The 17,450-nt window shown below is 40.9% G+C and carries 19 protein-coding genes; 1 reads left to right on the top strand and 18 read right to left on the bottom strand.

Translation table 11 applies throughout. The annotated features are described in order from the left end of the window. Positions 1 to 4 precede the first annotated feature (4 nt). Positions 5 to 340, bottom strand: a complete 336-nt coding sequence (locus tag BA79_RS11910; protein ID WP_008344575.1) for a nucleotide pyrophosphohydrolase — start codon at positions 338 to 340, stop codon at positions 5 to 7. Positions 341 to 477: 137 nt separating this feature from the next. Between BA79_RS11910 and BA79_RS11905 the strand changes: the two genes are divergently transcribed. After that, entirely contained in the window at positions 478 to 1,350 is an 873-nt protein-coding gene (locus BA79_RS11905) for a YitT family protein (RefSeq protein ID WP_003215598.1), read from the top strand. A 30-nt stretch (positions 1,351 to 1,380) separates the two neighbouring features. Here BA79_RS11905 and ypjB read toward each other — a convergent pair whose 3' ends face one another. The 17 genes from ypjB to trpE all read right to left on the bottom strand — a co-directional run bounded on the left by ypjB (position 1,381) and on the right by trpE (position 17,340). After that, entirely contained in the window at positions 1,381 to 2,187 is an 807-nt protein-coding gene (ypjB, locus tag BA79_RS11900) for a sporulation protein YpjB (protein WP_008344572.1), read from the bottom strand. 65 nt (positions 2,188 to 2,252) lie between these two features. Continuing rightward, entirely contained in the window at positions 2,253 to 2,846 is a 594-nt protein-coding gene (lhaT, locus tag BA79_RS11895) for a lipoprotein heptaprenylglyceryl N-acetyltransferase LhaT (RefSeq protein ID WP_035702928.1), read from the bottom strand. A gap of 102 nt (positions 2,847 to 2,948) precedes the next feature. Beyond that, positions 2,949 to 3,716 carry a menaquinol-cytochrome c reductase cytochrome b/c subunit gene (locus BA79_RS11890; RefSeq protein WP_008344567.1) on the bottom strand — a complete coding sequence of 256 codons (768 nt, stop codon included), beginning with the start codon at positions 3,714 to 3,716 and terminating at the stop codon, positions 2,949 to 2,951. Positions 3,717 to 3,757: 41 nt separating this feature from the next. After that, positions 3,758 to 4,432: a menaquinol-cytochrome c reductase cytochrome b subunit gene (gene qcrB, locus BA79_RS11885; RefSeq protein WP_003215804.1), complete on the bottom strand. Its 675-nt coding sequence runs from the start codon at positions 4,430 to 4,432 to the stop codon at positions 3,758 to 3,760. 2 nt (positions 4,433 to 4,434) lie between these two features. Then, positions 4,435 to 4,941, bottom strand: a complete 507-nt coding sequence (locus BA79_RS11880) for a ubiquinol-cytochrome c reductase iron-sulfur subunit (protein ID WP_007500911.1) — start codon at positions 4,939 to 4,941, stop codon at positions 4,435 to 4,437. 144 nt (positions 4,942 to 5,085) lie between these two features. Beyond that, positions 5,086 to 5,532, bottom strand: a complete 447-nt coding sequence (locus BA79_RS11875) for a YpiF family protein (RefSeq protein WP_035702925.1) — start codon at positions 5,530 to 5,532, stop codon at positions 5,086 to 5,088. 61 nt (positions 5,533 to 5,593) lie between these two features. Beyond that, complete coding sequence (locus tag BA79_RS11870; protein ID WP_008344562.1) at positions 5,594 to 6,133, bottom strand: ReoY family proteolytic degradation factor; 540 nt, start codon at positions 6,131 to 6,133, stop codon at positions 5,594 to 5,596. Between the two features lie 75 nt (positions 6,134 to 6,208). Further along, positions 6,209 to 7,480 carry a tetratricopeptide repeat protein gene (locus BA79_RS11865; RefSeq protein WP_035702924.1) on the bottom strand — a complete coding sequence of 424 codons (1,272 nt, stop codon included), beginning with the start codon at positions 7,478 to 7,480 and terminating at the stop codon, positions 6,209 to 6,211. 289 nt (positions 7,481 to 7,769) lie between these two features. Next, entirely contained in the window at positions 7,770 to 9,056 is a 1,287-nt protein-coding gene (aroA, locus tag BA79_RS11860) for a 3-phosphoshikimate 1-carboxyvinyltransferase (protein ID WP_024718513.1), read from the bottom strand. A 10-nt stretch (positions 9,057 to 9,066) separates the two neighbouring features. After that, positions 9,067 to 10,182 carry a prephenate dehydrogenase gene (locus BA79_RS11855; RefSeq protein ID WP_035702923.1) on the bottom strand — a complete coding sequence of 372 codons (1,116 nt, stop codon included), beginning with the start codon at positions 10,180 to 10,182 and terminating at the stop codon, positions 9,067 to 9,069. Positions 10,183 to 10,299: 117 nt separating this feature from the next. Then, positions 10,300 to 11,397, bottom strand: coding sequence for a histidinol-phosphate transaminase (gene hisC, locus BA79_RS11850; protein WP_035702922.1), 1,098 nt, complete (start codon positions 11,395 to 11,397; stop codon positions 10,300 to 10,302). A gap of 11 nt (positions 11,398 to 11,408) precedes the next feature. Further along, on the bottom strand, positions 11,409 to 12,212 hold the full coding sequence (gene trpA, locus BA79_RS11845; protein ID WP_007500934.1) for a tryptophan synthase subunit alpha: 804 nt from the start codon (positions 12,210 to 12,212) through the stop codon (positions 11,409 to 11,411). Then, a complete protein-coding gene (gene trpB / locus BA79_RS11840) occupies positions 12,209 to 13,408 on the bottom strand; it encodes a tryptophan synthase subunit beta (protein WP_007500937.1) in 1,200 nt (399 codons plus the stop codon). The genes trpA and trpB overlap by 4 nt, the downstream gene beginning before the upstream one ends. Further along, on the bottom strand, positions 13,389 to 14,057 hold the full coding sequence (locus BA79_RS11835) for a phosphoribosylanthranilate isomerase (RefSeq protein WP_035702921.1): 669 nt from the start codon (positions 14,055 to 14,057) through the stop codon (positions 13,389 to 13,391). The genes trpB and BA79_RS11835 overlap by 20 nt, the downstream gene beginning before the upstream one ends. Further along, on the bottom strand, positions 14,054 to 14,806 hold the full coding sequence (gene trpC, locus BA79_RS11830; RefSeq protein ID WP_035702919.1) for an indole-3-glycerol phosphate synthase TrpC: 753 nt from the start codon (positions 14,804 to 14,806) through the stop codon (positions 14,054 to 14,056). Before trpC ends, BA79_RS11835 begins: the two co-directional genes overlap by 4 nt. Further along, entirely contained in the window at positions 14,799 to 15,821 is a 1,023-nt protein-coding gene (gene trpD / locus BA79_RS11825) for an anthranilate phosphoribosyltransferase (RefSeq protein WP_035702918.1), read from the bottom strand. Before trpD ends, trpC begins: the two co-directional genes overlap by 8 nt. After that, the gene (gene trpE, locus BA79_RS11820; RefSeq protein ID WP_035702915.1) at positions 15,793 to 17,340 is read right to left on the bottom strand and encodes an anthranilate synthase component I; all 1,548 of its coding nucleotides are present in this window, start codon (positions 17,338 to 17,340) and stop codon (positions 15,793 to 15,795) included. Before trpE ends, trpD begins: the two co-directional genes overlap by 29 nt. Between the last annotated feature and the right edge of the window lie 110 nt (positions 17,341 to 17,450).

Genomic DNA, 17,450 nt, shown 5'->3' with positions numbered 1-17,450 from the left:
TTCTCTACTTCCCTTCTTTTTTCGTCCAGCGGTCTTTGTCTCTTGTATTGAATTTATGCATCACACGATCATGGGCTTCTTCAAGTGATATATTGAGTGAATTGGCAAGGCATGTTAACACAAACAGCACATCGCCAATTTCTTCTTCCATGCTTTTTTCTGTTTCAGTTGTTTTTTTCGGCTTTTCTCCATAGTAATGGTTAACCTCTCTTGCCAGTTCACCTAATTCTTCTGTCAGACGGGCCATCATGGCAAGCGGGCTGAAATAGCCTTCTTTAAATTGTCCTATGTAATCATCTACTTCTTGCTGCACGTGACGCAGCGTTTTTTCATTCGTCATGAAGCTCATCCTCCTATCCATCTCTTACATGTTAGCGAAATCATAAATATTTGACAAATGTTTAAAACTCAGTTTGCTTGTTTCTCTTCCATACCATATAATATTATCGCTGTCTAAGCAAAAAAAGGAGTGATCTTTTGCTAAAAGAAATTCGTCTTAAAAATATCGTGTTTATTTTAATAGGATCTGCGATTTTTTCTTTCGGCCTTGTTCATTTTAATATGCAGAACAACTTGGCGGAAGGCGGATTTACAGGTATCACACTGCTTTTATATTTTCTATTTCACATTGACCCATCTATTTCAAACCTTGTGTTAAACATTCCGATCTTTTTTATCGGCTGGAAAATGCTTGGCAGAACCATGTTTACATATACAATTGTAGGAACCGTCAGTCTTTCTGTCTTTCTAGCCATCTTCCAGCGCTTTCAAATACATATGCCTCTTCAGCACGATTTAGCCTTAGCCGCACTCTTTGCAGGTGTGTTTATCGGAACAGGCCTCGGGATCATCTTTAAATTCGGCGGGACAACAGGCGGCGTTGACATTATTGCAAGACTGATCAACAAACATTATCAAGTCGCAATGGGAAGAACGATGTTTATCTTCGATGCGTGCGTCATTACCATCTCTCTCACCTATTTAAATTACAAAGAAGCCATGTATACACTTGTTGCCGTATTTGTTGCTGCAAAAGTCATCGACTTCATGCAAGAAGGCGCTTACGCTGCCAAAGGAGCGATGATTATTTCTGAAAAGGATGACATCATTCAAAAGAAAATCACAGAGGAAATGGAGCGCGGAGTGACCATTTTAAAGGGTGTCGGCTCCTATACGAAACAGGAACGCAACGTCCTTTACTGCGTCGTTCCAAAAAATGAGCTTGTCCACCTCAAGAGCGTCGTAACTTCCGTCGATCCTCATGCCTTTGTATCAGTGAGTGACGTGCATGACGTACTTGGTGAAGGCTTCACATTAGATGAACATAAAAAGCCGCTCAATCCCCACTAAAAAAGAAGCCCGATAACGGTGCTTCTTTTTTTATGACTTTGGATAATCGGCTTGTCTCTTTTGCTTTTTTTCTTTTTCAGCACGGTATTTCCTAAACCCAACATACGTTAAAGTGAGTAAAATCATACTTCCTGTTGTTAAAATGACCCATAAAAGTGATGGATCCGCTTCATCTTGATCAACGTTCGCAAACACACTTGATAAATCTTCTTCGAGTTTCGTGAGACGCTCAAGCTTTGTCCCACTCGATGCTTTTAAAAATTCACCTTGTTCAATTACTTCCATGTGCTGCTTAATCGTTTGCAGCTTTTCAGGCGAGATATCAATGGTTAAACTCGGATAAATCATATCATACAATGAAACCAGCTCATTCCAAGTTTCATAGAACGTCGTCGATTCTGGATCTTTTACTTCTTTCTTTAATGTCGGAAAAGACCCCATAATCGGCTTCTCGAGAGATCCCCAAAGAGGTTCTGAATTTGATTGTATCGCATCGAGAAGCATTCTAAACTGAGAGGCATACCGAAGTTTTTCGCGCTCATTTAAGTCTTCCTGCGGGAGTCCTTTAATGATATCTTGATAGCCAAGTGTAATTTGCCGAACCTGCGTATTCGTCAGAGTTCCACGCCAATTCTCAGCTTTAAATGTCTTTTCAGCATACAATGCAACTTGTAATGCCTCATCATATTTAGCTTGTCTCGTTAATTGAAAGATTGAATCTGATAGTTCCGTTAATTCTTGCAGAGCTTTAGCAGCTGTTGTTTCCTCACCTTTTGCAGCAGCTGGATGCAAGACGAGAAATAATAATAGAATCATCGCGATTGACTTTCGTTTCATGCAAGTCCCTCCTAGCCTTTCTCCATACAGCGTATGAAGAAAAGGACAAGGTTAGACCAACATTGTTAAGGGAGTTCAAGCTTGACCGATTTTTTCGAGATGACAAGATAATACGAAATAAGAAGAACGGCAATACTTAACCAAAACGTCACGTAGCCGATCTCATTTGAATAGGCAGAAAGCATAGAATAACGCGGCATCATTCCAAATACATAATCAATCACATCATTATGTAAAATCCATATCCCTGCTACAACCAAATGACGCATGTGAAAACGATAATACGGCGCAAATAACACAGCCTGTACCGCCATCGCAAAGTGCGAACCAATTAGCATATATCCTTCCCACGGAAAATCATCAACAGAAACGAGCACGAAAAGATTCATCCCTACAGCCCATAATCCATATTTGATCAAGGTGACAAGGGCCAACGCTTCAAAATAAGGAGCATGGCGTTTCATTAGAAAGGCTAGTAATACAAATAAAAAGAAAAAGCTTGCCGTCGGACTGTCTGGAACAAAAGGTAAAAAGATAGCCGGCGTCTCAACGAGCTGCGGGATATACCAGTAGTAGCCGTACACAGTACCAAGAAAGTTGACAATGAGCACCAGCACAAGCATGTAGCGTGTGGCTAGCAGATATTGAATCCATCTCATATTTCTCTTCACTCACGATCTGTTAAAATCAGAAAAAAGCTGACAGCGCCAGCTTTTTTCTCCTTTTGAGTATATCCTTGTACTTGCATTTAAACAACTGAATTATTTAGATTTGACCTCAGATAAATATTTCGAGAGCTTTTCAAGTTCTTCATCGCTGCCTTTAAAAATGCCCTTAGGCATGTTGCCTTTACCTTCTACAGCGATTTTCGCAATTTCCTCTGGTGCTAAACCATTGTCAACAAGTGACGGTCCAGCTGCCCCGCCTTGCATATTATCTCCGTGACAGGAGATACATGTCTGCTCTTGATAGATTTTATACTCTTCAGCTGAGGTATCAATCTCTGCTTCTTTCTTGATTTCACCTTGCTTCGCAGCTGCTTCCCAGTCATGAGTAGCAACAGACTCCCATGTTAAATAGGTTGCTGCACCAACTGCAAGAATCATCATCCCAACTGCAATTGGTCTTCGATATGGCCTGCGTTCAGGACCAGAATCAAGAAATGGTGCGAGTAAAAGAGCACCAAACGCAATTCCAGGCATAATCATTGCGCCAACTACCGTATAGCTCCCTGCAGCAAACTCATATTTTAACAACTGGTACAAAAATAGGAAATACCAGTCTGGCAGCGGAATATAGCCCGTATCTGTCGGATCAGCCATCCGCTCAAGCGGAGGTGCATGAACAACAGTTAGGACAAGAAATCCAATTAAAAAAACAGCACCTACAAGCCATTCCTTTAAAAGAAAGTTCGGCCAAAAGGCTTCGGTTTTTCCCGGATATTCGGAATAGTCTTTAGGTATGTTAGGTTTTCTTTCTGCCGGTATTCTGGAATCTCCGACAAACTTCATCCCTTTTCCCCTATGCAAAGTCATCCCCTCCTCATTGAACATTCATCAAACGCAAAATTTTACAGCGGTCCAGAAATTCCTTGCTTACGAATCATAATAAAGTGGGCAGCCATCAGCCCAAATAATGCCGCTGGCAAGAAAAAGACATGGATAGCGAAAAATCTCGTCAGCGTTTGTGCACCTACAATGTCAGGATGACCTGCAAGCAGCGTTTTAATCTCTTTCCCAATGAAAGGTGTCGCCTCTGCAATTTGAAGACCAACCTTCGTCGCAAATAGCGCCTTCATATCCCACGGTAAAAGATATCCTGTAAAACCAAGTCCAAGCATCACAAAGAAAATGAGCACACCGACAATCCAGTTTAGCTCTCTAGGCTTTTTATACGCCCCTTGGAAAAAGACCCTCAGCGTATGTAAAAACATCATAACAATGACTAGACTCGCACCCCAGTGGTGCATCCCTCTTACAATCTGTCCGAATGCCACTTCATTTTGCAAATAATAGACAGATTCCCATGCGTTTTTAATATCCGGTACATAATACATCGTTAAAAACATGCCCGAAAGGACTTGAATGACCGTCACAAAAAACGTTAAACCGCCAAAACAATACACAAAAGCAGAGAAATGATGTGCTGGATTGACGTGCTCAGGCACTTCATGATCCGCAATGTCTCTCCATATCGGTGTGATGTCCAGCCGCTCATCTACCCAATCGTAAATCTTGTTAAGCATCGTTACCCTTCCCCTTTCGGCACAGCTTTTCCAAGATAGAGGTATCCGTCCTTCACTTGCTGCTTATAATGATCAAGCGGTGCAAGCGGTGGAGTTCCGGGTACGTTTGTACCATCCTTGTCGTACAGCCCATAATGGCATGGGCAGAAAAATTTGTTTGGATTTTTCGGATCACTGTTCCAGTTCACTGTACATCCCAAATGTTTACAGATTGGCGATAAAGCGACAATTTCATCCCCTTCTTTGTACACCCATGCAGACCTAGATTCCTTTGACTCATACCATGCATCTACTTGATCAATTTTAAAGTCAAAGCGCTTCGGTTCTTTTGTCAGTTCATCTACACTGACAACTTGAACCATATCCTGATCCTCTGTTCCTTTTAGCACAGGGTCAAGCGCAAAGCGAACCATAGGCATGAGCATTCCAGCGGCCATAAATCCCCCCACGCCGGTCAACGTGTAATTCAAAAATTGACGCCTGGACACTCCATGTCTCTTCTCGCTCATTTTTTTCTCCCCCCCTCAGGTCGTCAGCTACTTTATAACTGAATTAGAAAAAATTTCATAAAACTAGGACACCCTCATAATATATCAATCTATTCACAAGGTCAACAGCCTAAAAAGCTATGTACAATGCAAATGTAAGGGTTTTTATGAAGGGTTCCATTTTTGTAACAAAAAGTTCAAAATTTGTTCTACACTGTCTTGAATGACTTTTTGCTTTAAATTGACCTTTAAATGCTCAAGCGGAACAGACTGCAATATAAATGCCGATTCGATCACTTCTAGCTGTTCTTTCCATTTGTTATCAGATGTGATAAACACAACATGCTGAAAATGTTCTTGCAATGATTGTTTTACTGCAAGTATGTCTTCTTGCTTACGATGATTTACTTCTAAATATGTATGTGGAGGAAAAAGAAACACTCTGCCTTTCAGTTGCCTTTCAAGATCCTCTGCCACAAGTATTGTAAACTCACCTAAAGACACGGTTTGTTTGATATGGCTTGCATCTATCCCAACTAATGGAATGATAGCGGTATCAATGTAATCTTTAGATTGTAAAAAGAGATCCGCGTCCTCCGCCTGAAACTTCATCTAGTTCCCCTCTTTCATCACATAAGCCCTGCCTGTATAGGGCAAGGCTTATTGGCTTGGTTTATGATAATAGGCTTAATTCTTTTGCTAACTTATTAAATGTTTCTTGATCATGACGGTCAAGCGCTTCATCGATTTCTTTCATCAGCCGTTCTTTTTGGAAAGTAGCAATAGAATGCTCTAGCACTTTCTCAGCAAGATCTTTATCTTTTTCATTTTCATAAAGATCTTTAGGAATATGAGGATTTGTTTCAAGTACAGCGGCATATTCCGGCGAACGATATGCAGATCGGAAATTCAATTGAATAAACAAATCTTGCTGTTTATTCAAACGAATATCATGAAATGATTTTTCTGCATCTGTCGTCATGATATTTTCTTTATAAAATCTAAAGGGAACTTCATCCACACAGTGTGTTGACATAATAATTCCCCTTGGGCAAAATTCTGCTTGCTCTACAAAATGAACCTTTTCCATCAAAGAGTCGTGACTCATTAAATAATTTAATATCCAAACACACTCTCTTCGCTTTAACTGATAATGGTTTAAGAACCACCGGATAAATTCCTTCTTTTCATTGACAGAAACAGGGGTCTGCATGTTATTCCCTCCTCTATCGTAAATTAAATTGCTATACATGAATTATTCAACAAACCAGTTCTTCATTCCTGCAAACTATAAGGAAATTTCGTCTTCAATTCTTAAAATCGTTTCTTCAATTTCTTCATTCGTGCCATCTTTCTGAAGAACTTTTCGTAATAACGGCAAGGCTTCTTTTTGTCTGCCTTCTTCTAAAAGGAACGAAGCATATTCATATAAAAAGTCACGTTCCTCATCAAAATCAGGCAGAGCAAGTTTGAAATACTCAGCGGCTTCATCGTATTCTTCTCGTCCGACAGAAGCAGAAGCAGCATACCAATTCCATTTTGGATCTTCTTCCCCAAAGCTTTTAACCTCTTTAATCACATCCAGAATTTCATCAAACAGCTCTTCATTTAAATAGATCGCAAGCAGCGTTTGAACCGCTTCAATATATCCTGGATCAAGAGCAAGTGCTTCTTGAAGCAATTTTTTCGCATCTTCCGAATGGCCATTTTTCAAATCAATCTTTGCCCCATATAAATATAACTCTTTGTTATACTCATCCACTTTAATTCCTTCTTTTACTATCTCTAAAGCTTCATGATATAGTCCTTCTTCCTCATAGCTTTTAGCTAAAGGCATATAAAGTGACGAATACGAAGGATCAATATCTTTTAGTTCAGAAAGCTGCTGAATAGCCGTTTTCGTTCTGCCAGCCCTCATCGCTGTAAATCCGTAGCCAAAAAGTGTATTTGGATCCACTTGATCCTTTACAGCCTTTTCATACCATTCAAGGGCATCTTCAAATTCTCCAGCTGTGCTTAATGATTCAGCGAGCCGCTGATATACATTGACACCGCCAATTTCATTTTGTTGATCGGCCACTTTGTAGAAATAGTCGGCTGCTTTCTTTGAAAGACCTTGAGAAAAATACAATTCTCCTAAAGCAAAATCAATGACGGCTTCATGAGGTAGTAACTCTTTCGCTTTTAAAAGCTTTTGTTCACTGACTTCAAATAGTCCTTGCATTTGATACAAATCTGCCATTAACAATAAACTCTCTGGATACGCATCGTCATCTTCAGGAATCGTTTCAAGAACTGCTATTGCCTTCTCTTCTTCATCAGAGTCTATTAACAGCTCTGCATAAAAACAGGTTAATCCTGTTTCTTCTGGATATAAATCATGTAAATCACTAATGAGATTCCGTGCTTTATCAATATCTCCCCAGTCATAATATAACTGAGCTGCCTGCGCTTTTTCTTCATCATGAAGATGCTTCTCTGCTTGAGCAAGTGTTTGGAGTCCCTTTTCAGTCTCACCCGCCTCAACTAATTTTATGGCTTCTTGTAATGAACTATTCAAATCAAACCGTTCCTTTCTGTTTCCAAAAACCTAAACTGTTGTTACTTCATATCATAATCGACAGCTGCATATCCAGCAAATATGTTGCTCTTTTAACATGAGGCCATTTTTGTGTTTTGAAGACTCTTTTTCAATCAATACTTTACTAAACTGACGATTTGTAAACCGAATACGCTAAAAAATTGTTTTTGAATCAGCAAAATGCTTTTTTTCAAGGTTTCACCTTGAGACAAGCTATGCTATAGTTCTTTCAAATATGCAAAAGGAAAGAAAAAGCCTGAGGAAATCCTCAGACTGTTTGCGTTAAGTATTCAATGTGTTCAAAGAAATTTGGGTAAGATACACGTACTGCATCTGTATCTTCAATCTCGATTGCTTGCTCTGTTATACATGCCGCAATTCCTAACATCATACCAATTCGATGATCTCCGTAGCTTGAGACGACTGCGCCGCCTTTAAGGCTCGTTTTACCATGAATCTTCATTCCATCATCTGTTGCTTCAATATGAGCACCTAGTTTTTTAAGTTCTGAAACGACTGTATCAATACGATTGGTTTCTTTCACTTTTAATTCAGCGGCATCTTTAATGATCGTTGTTCCTTCTGCTTGAGTAGCTAGGAGCGCAATAATAGGAATTTCGTCGATGAGTCTAGAGATCATATCACCTGAAATGTCGATCCCTTTTAATGAAGAGGTAGAGATCGTTAAATCACCGTACGGTTCTCCGCCTTTAGCATCCACTTCTTGAATGTCGAGGTCTGCACCCATTTGTTTTAGCACATCTATAATACCAGTTCTCGTTTTGTTCAAACCGACATTTCTCAATACAATCCGGCTGTTTGGAACGATAGATCCAGCCACTAAGAAAAATGCAGCTGAAGAAATATCTCCAGGTACAAATACATCTGTTGCTTTTAACGTTTGTCCACCTTCAATTGAAACACTTTGTGCATCTTCATGTAGCGAGACACCAAACATTGATAACATTCTTTCGGTATGGTCTCTTGATTTATGCGGTTCAGTTAACGTCGTTGTTCCTTCTGCCTGCAGCCCAGCTAGAAGGACAGCCGACTTAATCTGGGCACTGGCAACTGGAGACTCATAAGAGATAGCTTTTAAATTACCCCCACGTATAGAAAGTGGTGTATACTCGCCATTTGCTCTGCCATCTATCTTGGCTCCCAATTGTCTTAGCGGACCTGTTACCCGTTTCATCGGTCTTTTGGCAATACTTTCGTCACCGATCAGCGTACTGTGGAACTCACAGCCAGCCAAGATTCCCATCATTAAACGAATAGTCGTGCCAGAGTTACCAACATCGAGAATATCGCTCGGCTCTTTAAGTCCTTTTAGTCCCTTACCATGAATGACAACATCTGTACCTTTTTGTTCGATGTCGACACCCATCTTTCTAAAACAATCAATCGTGCTTAAACAATCAGCGCCAGGTAGAAAGTTTTTTACTACTGTAGTCCCGTCAGCAATAGCGCCAAACATCACAGATCTATGAGAAATGGATTTATCTCCTGGAATATGAATTTCTCCATTCATAGGAGCACTTTTATGAATTTTCATGTTCCTCACCTCAATCAGCATAAAATGTATCGTAATTTGCTCTATTTTTTATACAGAGTTCTGCCCGCTTTCGATCGTCATCTGTTTGAAAACTGATGCGTAAAATCCCGTTAATGTCTTCTCGCGTTTCAATAATACGGATATTTGTAATACTAATGTTTTCATTTGCTAGATATCCTGTAATTTCCGAAATAACACCAGGATGATCCGGCACATCGACATAAAGATCATAAAAAGCAGGGATCGCTCCTTTTTTCCTCAGAGGCAGGCCGTCGCGATATTCCTTGGCCTCTTGGAAATAAGAGAATAACCCCTCAGCATCTTCTTGTTGCACAAAGGATTCAATGCGGTCAATCTCTTTTTTCCATTCATAGAACCGGTCTAAAATCTTGTTTTTATTGTGCAAAAGGATATCGCGCCACATTGCAGGATTACTTGATGCAATACGGGTAATATCTCGAAAGCCTCCAGCAGCAAACCGTTTTACAAGAGGAAATTCTTCTTCAAAATGATGCGCTTGATGCACAAGACTGGCAGCGACGATGTGTGGAAAGTGACTAATCACACTTGTCACAGCATCATGTTCTTCGGGTGTCATTTCAATGAAATGAGCATTGGTTCCCTTCAGCAGATCCTTCAAACGGTCAACAGCCTGACGACTTGTTACCTTTGCTGGCGTTAAAATGTAGAATGCATTTTCAAATAAAAAGTCTTTCGCTGCAATGACACCTGATTTATGAGACCCTGCCATCGGATGCCCGCCAATAAATTGGTAATGATCAGGCAACGTTTTTTCAGCAAAGTGAACGACCTTTTGCTTTGTGCTCCCTACATCCGTAATCGTGAGCTCTCTTTCAATTCCAGATGCTGCAATATCACTTAACATTTTGACGGTTTGTTGTACTGGCGTTGCCAAAATAATCGTTGCTGATGCTTTTAAGCCTTCTATAAAGGACTCGGCAGTCGCGTCGATGATCCCTAGTTTTGTTGCAGCAATCATTTGTTCTTTAGAGACATCATAGCCTACAATTTTTTTATGTGGAAATTCTTTTTTAATCGACAGTGCAATAGAACCACCAATTAAACCAAGTCCAGCGATTAATATGGTTTCGTTTGCTTCATTCATGTTCATCACCTGATTTTTCGCGAAAATTAAACAAGCTGTTTCAATAGCTTATATGTATATTGGATGAGTTACAACGAAAGCCATATCCCATAAACAGGATATGACTTCATTGTTATGCTACGCACGGATGCCTTGTAATAAATCGGCAAGTGTAGTTAAGATTTCTTCATTTTGCTCCTTTGTTCCAACAGTAATACGCAAAGAAGTTGGGAATCCGAGAGCTTTACCAGATCGAACGATATAGCCCTTTTTCAAAAGTGCATTGAACAGCTCATCTGCATCTCTTTTAAAGTCAATCAGCACAAAGTTTGTTTGAGATGGATAGATAAATAGTCCAAAACGTTCCGCAAATTCTTGATATTGCTTGAGACCTGCTTCATTTTTTTGTCTGCACGATTGAATGAAGTCTTGATCTTTAATGGCTGCACGTGCAGCTGCCTGAGCGATACGACTTGTATTAAATGGCTCTCTCGCAGGTTCAATGGCGGTAATCAACTCCTCTGAGGCAACCCCATAACCTACTCGAAGTGCCGCAAGTCCATATGCTTTAGAGAACGTGCGCAGTACAATGACATTTTGATAGGCTTTTAATAGAGATAAACTGTTCGGAAAGTCTTCCGCACGAACATATTCAAAATATGCTTCGTCTAAAACGACAAGCACGTGAGCAGGCACTTGATCTAAAAACGATACGAGCTCAGACTCTGACAAATGATTTCCTGTCGGATTGTTCGGATTACACACCCAAACGACTTTTGTGTTGTCATCCATCGCATTCAGCATTCCCTTTAGATCATGAGCTCCTCCATTTAGAAGTGGTACTTCTCTAATCTCTGCATGCTCAATTACTGCATTGTGACGGTATTGCGGGAATGACGGAGATGGGATCACCGTATTTGTATGTTGATCAAGGAATGCCCTAGCAATAATTTGCACAAGTTCATCTGAGCCATTCCCGAATATTAATTGTTTTTCATTTACTTGAAGAAACTCAGCCAGTTCCGTTCTTAAACTTGCGCTGTATCCGTCTGGATAAATCGCTAAATGTTCAAGTTCAGCTTGTATGGCCTCTCTTGCATGTGTGGAACATCCAAAAGGGTTTTCATTTGAAGCCAATTTCACAATTTTGTCTAATTGATATTCTTTTTTGACCTCTTCAATTGGTTTCCCAGGTTGATACGGTTTTAGCTGTTTTAATTGATCTTTGATTTGCAAAATGTTTCACCTCATTTGAATGAATAGAGGGGACTAAATGTTTTTGCATATGTTTCAAATTCTCTTAAAGCCTCTTGGCGTGTATCACTCGCTACTAATTGTTCTTGAAGCTCTTCAATTTTTTTGACAAGCGCACTGCCGACAACGACACCATCACTCATTTTATTCATTGAGTCTACTTGTTCTCTTGTTGAAATACCAAAACCTACAGCAACTGGTATTTGACTCAGCTGTTTCACTTGTTGAATAAAATCTGTAATCGATGCGTCGAAAGATTGTCTGACACCTGTGACGCCGAGAGATGAAACACAATACACAAAACCTTCTGCCTGCTCTACAATTTTTTCTAATCGTTCCTTGCTTGTTGGTGCAACGAGTGATATATATGAAATGTCGTGTGCTTGACAGTTCTTCTGCAGCTCGCTGCTCTCTTCAAAAGGCAAGTCGGGTGTTAAGAGTCCCGAAATATGATTTTTGCGCAGTAAAGCGAAAAAGTATTCTGTGTCTAATTGTAACACAGGATTATAATACGTAAATAGAATTACAGGAATTTTTACGCCATTTTTTTTCATCTTTCCTGCTAATTCTATCGCTTTTACGATATTCATACCATGATGAAGTGCTCTTTTAGAAGCTCTTTGAATGACAGGGCCGTCCGCTAACGGATCGGAATACGGCACACCTAGTTCAATCGCATGTGCCCCTGCTGATTGAAGTGCGAGGGCTAAATCAATGGTGATCTCTTCTGATGGATCACCCGCTGTAATAAATGGAATAAATAATTTCTGACCTTGCTCTAATTGAAATGTGATCATTTTGTTTCACCCTCACTTTCAAGCACATTCATTAATGTATGCACGTCCTTATCTCCTCTGCCTGACAAGCAGACAAGGACAATGTCGTCTTCACTCATGTTCTGGCTCATTTCAAACGCTTTGGCTAAAGCATGTGCAGATTCGATCGCTGGCAGGATTCCTTCTTTTTCTGTGAGCAGCTTTAACGCATCTAGTGCTTCTTGATCTGTCGCACTCACATATTGAACCCGGCCGCTCGCATGCAAGTACGCATGCTCTGGTCCGATCCCCGGATAGTCTAATCCAGCTGAAATCGAATAAGGCTCAATAATTTGACCAAATTCGTCTTGGATCAAGTATGTCAAAGATCCATGTATGACACCTTTTGTCCCTTTCGTGATGGTTGCTGCATGAAGCGGAGTGTCGATTCCTTTCCCAGCAGCTTCTACACCAATGATATCGACCTCTTCATCTAAGAACGCCCGGTACATTCCTATCGCATTGCTCCCGCCGCCAACACAGGCAACGACTTTATGAGGAAGCTGCCCTTCCTTTTCAAGTATCTGTGCTTTTGCCTCATCTCCGATCATCCGCTGAAATTCACTAACGATTTGAGGATACGGATGAGGTCCAACGACTGAGCCGATCATATAAAAGTGGTCACTGCAATGCTGGACCCAATAGCGGATGGCTTCATTGGTTGCATCCTTTAATGTGCCGTTCCCGCTTGTGACAGGTATGACTTCAGCGCCGAGTAGTTTCATTCGGAACACATTGAGTGATTGTCTTTCCACATCTTCTTTTCCCATAAATACAGTGCAGGATAAACCGAATTTTGCGGCCACTGTTGCAGCAGCTACACCGTGCTGACCTGCTCCTGTTTCGGCGATGATATTTGATTTTCCCATTTTTTTCGCTAGCAGTGCCTGCCCAAGCGCATTGTTAATTTTATGAGCGCCTGTATGGTTTAAATCTTCTCTTTTTAAATAGATTTTAGCACCGCCGAGATATGCCGATAATTGATCAGCGTATGTGAGTGCAGTTGGTCTGCCTGAATAGTTTTTCAAAAGCGATATATATTCCTTTTGAAAAGCAGGGTCTTCTTTTAATTCACGAAAAGCTTGTTCGATCTCTTCTAGTGGCTGCATGAGCGTTTCAGGAACGAATTTCCCTCCAAATTCTCCATATCTGCCAATCTCATTTGGATATGCGTACATGGTTCAACATCCTTTCTTCGAGCACTTTCATCTTTGTACTGCTTTTCTTCCCGTTTTCTTCTATACCGCTTGAAAGGTCTATGACGTCTGGACCAAAAGCAAGCAGATCTGTTATGGTGTCTGGCGTGATCCCGCCAGCAATGGCGCAAGTTTTTCCCAGTTGTTTTGCATGCTGAACATATAAAGGCACTGCCTCCCATGCAAAAGCTGTTCCAGAACCGCCTCTCATTCCTTTCACTTTCGCATCAATGAGAAAACCGTCGACACTTGGAGCGAATGCCGTCATATGTTCAAGTGTGTCGTTTACATCGGGCTCGTGATGGAACACTTTCCAAACGAGCGCCTTCGTATGCTGTTTAATGTCATTTGCAACTTCTGGCGTCTCATCGCCATGAAGCTGCACAATATCTAAGGGGAGGTTGTTTGTGATCTCGCACACTTTTGGTGTTTTTTCATTCACAAATACCCCCACTATCTCTTTTTTACATTTTACTTGTGACAGCCAGTGTTTCACTTGATCTGGATGAACTCGTCTTTTACTCGGAGCAAAAATAAAACCGATGGCATCCGCTTGTGATTGCGAGATGCATGCGACATCCTCTTGTGAGACAGCCCCGCAATATTTTAAATAAGGTTTCATCCTATTCATTCTCCGAACAATGCCTGAACGGCTTTCTCCTGTGATTGTTCCCTCATTAAAGATTCACCAACAAGAACGGCATTTGCTCCGTGCTGTTTCACAAAGGTCAGATCATCAAATGTCTTTATGCCACTTTCACTTACTAGTAATACGTCTTTTGGAACAAGTGGCGCGATCTCTTTTGTTTGTTCAACAGTTGTTGTAAACGTATTGAGATTCCGGTTGTTCACACCGATGATCTCAGGAGTGAATAGGTGTAAGATCTTTTCTAGTGTATGTGCTGCATGTACTTCAACGAGGACATCCATTCCTTTTTCTTTCGCTTCTGTATAGAGCTCATACAGCTTTTGCGGCTCAAGCACCTCTCCAATTAATAAAATGGCATCTGCCCCTATCCGTTTCGATTCTTCTACTTGTATAGAGTCAATAATGAAATCTTTTCTTAGAATAGGACGTGTGATGTGTTCTTTAATAAGAGACAAATATTCGTTTTTCCCTTGGAAAAACGGTTCATCCGTTAAGACAGATAAACAATCTGCATTTGATGCTTCGTATGCTTTTGCTGTCTGTAAAGGATCAAAATGAGGCTGAATGATGCCTTTGGAAGGAGACGCTTTTTTCACCTCAGCAATCAGTCCGATCGAGCGGTGAGGATTCATAAGGGCTTCTTTAAATGATTGTCTTTCATAATGTCCTTCCTCAGGTAATTGCAAGGTTTGCACATGTTCTTTTTTACGGGCGATAATTTGATTAAGCATAGATCTCTTCCTCTTTCGTTTTTTGTTTTAGACGGGCTAATTGTTCTTTAGCTGATCCGTTTTTGATCGTTTCTAATGCTTTCATTGTTCCTGCCATCAGACTCTCTGCTTTTCCTGCCACATATAATGCGGCCCCAGCATTAAGCGCTGTAATATGAAGCGGTGCTCCACCCGCTTGATAATTCAATATATTCTGAATCAATTTGGCACTTTCTTCTGGTGATTGGACCTGAATGTCTGATAAATGCCCTTTTTCAAGTCCGAAGTCTTCTGGGTTTAACGTATATTCTGTCATGACACCTTTTTTGAGTTCAATGATGTATGAATTTGCTGTAATGGTTAATTCATCCAGCCCATCATCTCCGCAAACAAACAGGACATGTTCTGGCTCTAAAGGAGCAAGAGCTTTCGCCATGAGCTTTGCCTTTTCCTTTGCATACACACCAATGATTTGCTTTTTGGCCTGCATCGGGTGGCAAAGCGGTCCTAATAAGTTAAATACCGTCCGAAATCCGAGCTGCTTGCGTACGGCGGCTACTTGTTTCATAGAAGAATGATAGAGCGGTGCAAATAAAAAGCCCATGTTTTTCTGCTGTATTTGTCGTCTTGTTTCTTCAGGTGTGGATTGAATTTGAATACCAAGACATTCTAGCACGTCAGCACTCCCGCTTTTAGAGGAGACGGAACGATTTCCGTGCTTGGCGATTTTCGCCCCAGCAGCCGAAGCAACGATGGCAGCAGCTGTTGATATATTAAATGTTGATAAACCATCGCCTCCTGTCCCGCACGTATCAACGACATCAAGTGATCTTTCTAGTGGCGCTGCATGCTGCCTCATGGCTTTCACGAAGCCTGTCATTTCTTCGGCTGTTTCTCCTCGATGCGCTAAAATAGATAGACTAGCAGCGACTTCAGCATCTGTTAACGAGCCGCTCATCATATCATGCATCAGGCCATTCGCTTCTTTTTCTGATAGTTTTCCTCCATTAACAAGAGCTGATAGTCGTTGATTCATTTGGCATACTCTCCTTTTCTGAGAAAATATGTTCAGCAAGCTGAATGGCTTTTAGAAGTGCTCCTGCCTTATTGCACGTCTCTTCCCATTCGTTTTCTGGAACGGAATCAGCGACAATGCCGGCACCTGCTTGTATAGAAGCAGTCTGATGTTTGACGCTCATTGTGCGAATGGTAATACAGGAATCGATATTGCCGTCGAAACCAATATAGGCAATACAGCCGCCATACGTCTCTCTTGGCTCAGGCTCCATTTCGTTTAATAATTGCATCGCCCTAATTTTTGGGGCGCCTGTCAATGTGCCTGCTGGAAAAGCGGACATAAGCGCGTCTACTGGATGTGTATCCTGCTTCAGCTTCCCTGTCACAATAGAAATAATGTGCATGACGTGCGAAAAGTTCACGACTTTTGTAAAAGTTGGGACAGACACACTGCCATATTCTGCCACACGCCCCACATCATTTCGAGCCAGATCCACTAGCATGTAATGTTCTGCTTTTTCTTTTTCATCATCGAGCAGCTCTCTTGCTAGTGCATCATCTTCTTCTTTTGTCATTCCTCGTTTTCTTGTACCAGCAATTGGATGGATTTCTAAGTGACCGTTTTTCGCATGGATTAATCGTTCTGGCGAGCTTCCGACTAAGTCTCGATCTTTTAATTTCATAAAATACATATACGGTGATGGATTGACAATCCGAAGCACACGATACAATTCAAATGAGCTCACTGTCACTGGAATGTCAAAACGCTGAGAAAGTACACCCTGGAAGATATCACCCGCTCGAATGTACTCCTTGATTTTTTCGACATCCTTTAAAAATTTTGCTTTTTCATAGGTAGACGTCACCTGTTCAAACGAAGGGGGTTCATTCATATTCCCTGAGATAATCAGTTCTTTCATATCAATTTTTGTATGAAGCTGCTGTACCATCAGTTCAAGCTGCTTTTGATTTTCTCGATAAACCAGAATTTTTTCTTCGTCTGTTTCATGACCGTTCAGCTGCGTGTACTGAATAAAATGAACTTGGTTTGTTTCGTGATCAAATGCGATCATTGTTTGGCAAACAAATAATGTGCAATTATCTGTTGTTGATGCATTCGGATGCGGCTTGACAGACGGCTCAATGTTGGGAATGAGGTCGTAACTTAAGTACCCTACGGCTCCGCCAGTAAATGGGATATCAATTTCAGGTGTCTTGATTTGATATTGCTCTTTCATCCAGTCAAGCAACTCTTTCAGCTCCGCTTTTTGCATCACTGACTTTCCCGCAGCGTCACGAGCAATATAATGGTCTTGCTCGTCATGTAATGTTAAAAAAGGATGTAATCCGATAAAGGAATATCTCGACCAGCTAGAAGATTCGTCTTTGCTTTCTAGCAAATACACAATATCCTGTTTCAGTTTCTCGACAATTTGAATGGGTGAGAGCGTATCAACTGTAATGGTTTCAACAATCGGGATGGTTTTGTAAAACTGACTGTCTCTTAAAAATTGGGTAAGGTTTGATTGGGATTTCATAAGCACACTCCTTAAATGGAATTAAGGAGAATGAGGGGACATCTTGAGGATTTGTTTGAGTATACGAAATAAGCCTAAAAGAGGCTTCGCTCTTTTAGGCAGTATGATTA

The organism is Bacillus altitudinis 41KF2b, assembly GCF_000691145.1.
GTDB classification, from domain to species: Bacteria; Bacillota; Bacilli; order Bacillales; family Bacillaceae; genus Bacillus; species Bacillus altitudinis.
This window is presented reverse-complemented; position numbering and strand designations above follow the sequence as displayed.